This is a genomic window from Kitasatospora sp. NPDC057518, from assembly GCF_042802075.1.
Lineage (GTDB): Bacteria > Actinomycetota > Actinomycetes > Streptomycetales > Streptomycetaceae > Kitasatospora.
This window is the reverse complement of record NZ_JBHVEU010000517.1, coordinates 1-5,930: the sequence shown is the minus strand read 5'-3', so window position 1 is coordinate 5,930 and position 5,930 is coordinate 1. Positions and strand designations below refer to the sequence as shown.

4 protein-coding genes are annotated in these 5,930 nt (G+C 71.0%); 2 read left to right on the top strand and 2 right to left on the bottom strand.

The annotated features are described in order from the left end of the window. Window positions 1-244: 244 nt before the first annotated feature. Window positions 245-997 (top strand): response regulator transcription factor, encoded by a 753-nt coding sequence (locus ACFU7Z_RS34795; RefSeq protein WP_082346073.1) that lies wholly within the window; start codon window positions 245-247, stop codon window positions 995-997. Between the two features lie 12 nt (window positions 998-1,009). On the opposite strand, the gene ACFU7Z_RS34790 is transcribed toward ACFU7Z_RS34795, so the two are convergent. Then, on the bottom strand, window positions 1,010-2,218 hold the full coding sequence (locus ACFU7Z_RS34790) for a winged helix-turn-helix domain-containing protein (protein WP_380782002.1): 1,209 nt from the start codon (window positions 2,216-2,218) through the stop codon (window positions 1,010-1,012). Between the two features lie 75 nt (window positions 2,219-2,293). Then, window positions 2,294-2,851, bottom strand: coding sequence for a GNAT family N-acetyltransferase (locus ACFU7Z_RS34785; RefSeq protein WP_049657307.1), 558 nt, complete (start codon window positions 2,849-2,851; stop codon window positions 2,294-2,296). Between the two features lie 255 nt (window positions 2,852-3,106). Here ACFU7Z_RS34785 and secA point away from each other — a divergent pair, with 255 nt between their 5' ends. After that, window positions 3,107-5,869, top strand: coding sequence for a preprotein translocase subunit SecA (gene secA / locus ACFU7Z_RS34780; RefSeq protein ID WP_049657305.1), 2,763 nt, complete (start codon window positions 3,107-3,109; stop codon window positions 5,867-5,869). The last annotated feature ends 61 nt before the right edge of the window (window positions 5,870-5,930 follow it).

The following is a 5,930-nucleotide window of genomic DNA, read 5'->3' as shown; positions in this document are numbered from 1 at the left end:
CCCCGGCGGCCGTGGCCGCCGGGGTCACCGGCGTTCGGGGGCGGTTGGGATCGAACGGCGGCACGGTTCGAACAGCGGTGCGTCGAGGGTGCGGTGCGGTTCCAACGGCGGTGCGTCGAGGGCGGTCTCGCGCCCCGGACGGACGGGTCACCCGTTGCGGGGGAATCGGCATCGGAGCGTGACCGGGGCGGCGCCGGGGCGTGGAATGATTGGCGCACGACGACCCGCGAAGGGGGAGGAGCGGATGGGGGATCACTTCGGGCTGGGGCCCGGGGTCGGGCCAGGGCTGCCGTTGGGGGCGGAGGATGAGCCCGCGTACGAGCCGCACCGGGGTGAACCGATCCGCGTGTTGGTGGTGGACGACCACGCGCTGTTCCGTCGGGGGCTGGAGATCGTCCTCGCGGAGGAGCCGGACATCAAGGTCGTCGGCGAGGCGGGGGACGGCGCCGAGGCCGTGCTGAAGGCCGCCGACCTGCTGCCCGACATCATCCTCATGGACGTCCGGATGCCGCGCCGCAGCGGGATCGAGGCCTGCACGGCGATCAAGGACGTGGCACCGAGCACCAAGATCATCATGCTGACGATAAGCGACGAGGAGGCCGACCTCTACGAGGCGATCAAGGCGGGGGCCACCGGCTACCTGCTCAAGGAGATCTCCACCGACGAGGTCGCCACCGCGATCCGCGCGGTCGCCGACGGGCAGTCGCAGATCAGCCCCTCGATGGCGTCCAAGCTGCTCACCGAGTTCAAGTCGATGATCCAGCGCCGCTCCGACGACCGGGACCTGGTGCCCGCGCCCCGGCTCACCGACCGGGAGCTGGAGGTGCTCAAGCTGGTGGCGACCGGGATGAACAACCGGGAGATCGCCAAGGAGCTGTTCATCAGCGAGAACACCGTGAAGAACCACGTGCGCAACATCCTGGAGAAGCTCCAGCTGCACTCGCGGATGGAGGCGGTGGTGTACGCGATGCGGGAGAAGATCCTCGAAATAGGGTGAGCCGGGCGGGACTTAGCGGTCCGCCAGCAGCTTCTCCAGGGTCGGGCGCAGCCGCTCGTCGTGCAGCGTCCCGACCCGCACCCCGTCGCAGCCGACCCAGTCGGCCGCCTCGCGCAGCGCCGTCGCCAGCGCCTCGACGTGCCGGGCGCCCCGCCCCGGACCGTCCAGGGAGACCTGCCGGGCGACCAGGGTGCGCCCCTCGCGGGCCGGGTCGACCCGGCCGACCAGCCGGCCGCCGGCCAGCAGCGGCATCGCGAAGTAGCCGTGCACCCGCTTGTGCTTGGGCGTGTAGGCCTCCAGCCGGTGCGTCATGCCGAAGATCCGCTCGGTGCGGGCGCGGTCCCAGACCAGGGAGTCGAACGGCGAGAGCAGTGTGGTGCGGTGGCGCCCGCGCGGGGCGGTGGCGAGGGCGGCCGGGTCGGCCCAGGCCGGGGCCGGGGCGCCGTCCGGGCCCCAGCCGGCCACCTCGACCGGGACGAGCCCGCAGTCGGCGAGCACCGGGTCCAACTGCTCGGCGCGCAGCCGGTGGTAGTCCAGCAGGTCGGCCCGGGTGGCCACGCCGAGCGCGGCGCCGGCCTGGGCGACCAGGGTGCGCACGCACTCCCCGTCCGACCGCTCCTGCCCCAACAGGGCGTCGGGGATGGCCTGTTCGGCCAGTGCGTAGACCCGCTTCCAGCTCCGGCGCTCGGTGCAGACCACGTCGCCGAAGGCCAGCGCCCGCTCGACCGCGATCTTGGTGTCGGACCAGTCCCACCACTCGGCGGTCTTCTTGGCGCCGCCCAGCTCGGTGGAGGTCAACGGCCCCTCGGCCCGCAGCTTGTCCAGCACGGCGCGGTAGGTCTCGGGCGGGACCTGGTGGCCCCAGAGGTGGCCGCGGTCGCGGTAGCGGCGGCGCCGGAAGGCGAACAGCGGCCACTCCTCGACCGGCAGGAGGCAGGCCGCGTGCGACCAGTACTCGAAGCTCGTGCCGCCGCCCCAGTACGCCGCCTCGACGGCCGGGCGGCCGACCGCGCCGAGGCGGGCGTACGGCACCAGCTCGTGCGAGCGGGCGAGCACCGAGATGGTGTCCAGCTGGACGGCGCCCAGGTGCCGCAGCACCCCGCGCACCCCGCCGCGGCGGTCCGGCGCGCCCAGCAGGCCCTGGGCGCGCAGGGCGATCCGGCGGGCGTCGTCCGCGCTGAGGACGGCGGCGGGGGCGGGGTTGGCGGCAGCGGCGGTCATGCCGGGGAGCGTAGTCCGGGGCACCGACAGCGCGGGCCCGGGGCGGGACGGAGGGCCCGGGTCGGGGCGGAGGGCTCAGGCCAGGTCGGAGGGCAGCAGGGAGGCGATCCAGGAGTCGTGGAAGGCGCCGCGCTGCTCGGCGTACGAGCGCAGGGTGCCCTCGAAGCGGTAGCCGGCCTTCTCGGCGACCGCGCGGGAGCCGTCGTTCCCGACGTAGGCCAGCCACTCCAGGCGGCGCAGGCCCAGCTCGCGCAGGCCGTAGTGGGAGACGGCGCGCGCGGCCTCGGTGGTGTAGCCGCGGCCGCGGAACTCCTTCACGGCCCACCAGCCGATCTCGGCGCAGCCCGGGTCCTGGGGGCGCAGGACGAGCCCCTGGGAGCCGACGAGGGTGCCGGACTCGCGCTCGAACACGCACCAGATCAGGTTCGCCCCGGTGCGCCGGCCCTCGATGGCGAGATCGCGTACGAAGAACTCGGCGTCCTCGCGGCGGTAGGGCGACGGGACGACCGTCCAGCGCTGGATCTCCGGATCCTGGCAGGCGGCGTAGACCGCGTCGATGTCCGACTCCTGCGGGGGGCGCAGGACCAGTCGGTCGGTGGTGAGGGCGGGAAGTTCGGCGCGAAGTTCGTCCATGAACGGATTATTCCGCCAGGGGAGGAAGGCAGGCATCCGATTATTCGCCCGCCTTGGCGTCCAACTCCACGACCCGCCGACCGTTTTGTCCCGGTGGACGGTGCTATCGGGCCATGTGCTCGCCAGGGTGACACGGGAATACCGTGCTGACGCACCTCCCGGGGGGTTGGACTCCTCGCATACGATGGCCCGTGCGGTGGGGTGGACCCGCCGTGCAGTCGTCCAGTGCCAATACAGGCAAGGAGCCCGCTCATCGTGTCCGTCTTCGACAAGATCCTGCGCGCCGGCGAGGGCAAGATCCTTCGCAAGCTGCAGCGGATTGCCGCCCAGGTCAACTCCATCGAAGAGGACTTCGTCAACCTCACCGACGCCGAGCTGCGCGCACTGACCGACGAGTACAAGCAGCGGCTCGCGGACGGCGAGACCCTGGACGACATCCTCCCCGAGGCGTTCGCCACCGTCCGTGAGGCCGCCAAGCGCGTGCTCGGCCAGCGGCACTACGACGTCCAGCTCATGGGCGGCGCCGCGCTGCACCACGGGTACGTCGCCGAGATGCGCACCGGTGAGGGCAAGACCCTCGTCGGCACGCTGCCCGCGTACCTGAACGCGCTGACGGGCAAGGGCGTCCACCTGATCACCGTCAACGACTACCTCGCCGAGCGCGACTCGGAGTGGATGGGCCGGGTGCACCGCTTCCTCGGCCTCGAAGTCGGCGTGATCCTGGCCAACATGACGCCCGCCGAGCGCAAGCGCCAGTACGGGATGGACATCACGTACGGCACGAACAACGAGTTCGGCTTCGACTACCTGCGCGACAACATGGCCTGGTCGCAGGACGAACTCGTCCAGCGCGGCCACTACTTCGCGGTCGTCGACGAGGTCGACTCGATCCTGATCGACGAGGCTCGTACCCCGCTGATCATCTCCGGCCCGGCCGACCAGGCGACCAAGTGGTACGCCGACTTCTCCAAGCTGGTCCTGCGCCTGAAGATCGACCGGGACTACGAGGTCGACGAGAAGAAGCGCACGGTCGGCATCCTGGAGGAGGGCGTCAGCCGGGTCGAGGACTACCTGGGCATCGACAACCTCTACGAGTCGGTGAACACCCCGCTGGTCGGCTTCCTGAACAACGCCATCAAGGCGAAGGAGCTGTACAAGCGGGACAAGGACTACGTCGTGATGAACGGCGAGGTCATGATCGTCGACGAGCACACGGGCCGCATCCTGGCCGGCCGCCGCTACAACGAGGGCATGCACCAGGCGATCGAGGCCAAGGAGGGGGTGGAGGTCCAGAACGAGAACCAGACCCTGGCCACCATCACCCTGCAGAACTTCTTCCGCCTGTACGACAAGCTCGCGGGCATGACCGGTACCGGCACCACCGAGGCCGCCGAGTTCCACCAGATCTACAAGCTCGGCGTGGTGCCGATCCCGACCAACAAGACGCCGCTGCGCATCGACCAGCCCGACCTGATCTACAAGTCGGAGCCGGCCAAGTTCGCCGCCGTGGTCGAGGACATCGCCGAGAAGCACGAGAAGGGCCAGCCGGTGCTGGTCGGCACCGTGTCGGTCGAGAAGTCCGAGTACCTGTCGCAGGAGCTGCGCAAGCGCGGCATCCCGCACGAGGTGCTGAACGCCAAGCACCACGAGCGCGAGGCGCAGATCGTCGCGCAGGCCGGCCGCAAGGGCGCCGTCACCGTCGCCACCAACATGGCCGGCCGCGGCACCGACATCATGCTGGGCGGCAACTCCGACCACCTCGCGGCGGCCGAGCTGGCGCAGCGCGGGCTCACCCCGACGGACACCCCGGAGGAGTACGAGGCCGCCTTCCCGGCCGCGCTGGAGAAGGCCAAGGCCTCGGTGAAGGCCGAGCAGGACGAGGTCAAGGAGGCCGGCGGCCTCTACGTCCTCGGCACCGAGCGGCACGAGTCCCGCCGGATCGACAACCAGCTGCGCGGCCGCTCCGGCCGTCAGGGCGACCCGGGCGAGTCCCGCTTCTACCTGTCGCTGGGCGACGACCTGATGCGCCTGTTCAAGGCCGGCATGGTCGAGCGCGTGCTCTCGATGGCCAATGTCCCCGAGGACGTGCCGATCGAGTCCAAGATGGTCACCCGCGCCATCGCCTCCGCGCAGACCCAGGTCGAGCAGCAGAACTTCGAGATCCGCAAGAACGTCCTCAAGTACGACGAGGTGCTCAACCGCCAGCGCGAGGTCATCTACGGCGAGCGCCGCCGGGTGCTGGAGGGCGAGGACCTCCAGGAGCAGGTCGGCCACTTCATGGACGACACCGTCGAGGCGTACGTCCGCGCGGCCACCGGTGAGGGCTTCGAGGACGACTGGGACCTGGACAAGCTCTGGACCGCGCTCAAGCAGCTCTACCCGGTCACCCTGGACCTGGAGGAGCTGGAGGAGGAGGCTGGCGGCCCGGCCGGGCTGACCCCCGAGTTCCTGATCAAGTCCGTCCAGGAGGACATCCAGGGCCAGTACGGCGCCCGCGAGGACCAGCTGGGCGCGGAGATCATGCGCGAGCTGGAGCGCCGGGTCGTGCTGTCGGTGCTGGACCGCCGCTGGCGCGAGCACCTCTACGAGATGGACTACCTCCAGGAGGGCATCGGCCTGCGGGCCATGGCGCAGCGCGACCCGCTGGTCGAGTACCAGCGCGAGGGCTTCGACATGTTCACCGCGATGATGGAGGGCATCAAGGAGGAGTCCGTCGGCTACCTGTTCAACCTGGAGGTCCAGGTCGAGCAGCAGGTCGAGGAGGTCCCGGTCGAGGACGCCCAGGTGGCGCTCGACAAGCTGGAGAAGGACGCCGCCCGCCCGGAGATCAAGGCCAAGGGCCTGGAGGCCCCGAAGCCGCAGCGGCTGCACTACACGGCCCCCTCGGACGAGGTCGGCGGCGGTGTCATCGAGGGCGACTTCGACGACCTCGCGCCGGAGGACGAGGGCGACGGGATGACCCGCGCCGAGCGCCGCAAGGCCGCCAAGTCGGCCAAGGGCCGCCGCCGCAAGGGCTGAGCCGGCCGCCGGCCACCAGCCAGGACGCCACGCAGGGCGCCGTTCCCGGCGGTGTGGAACC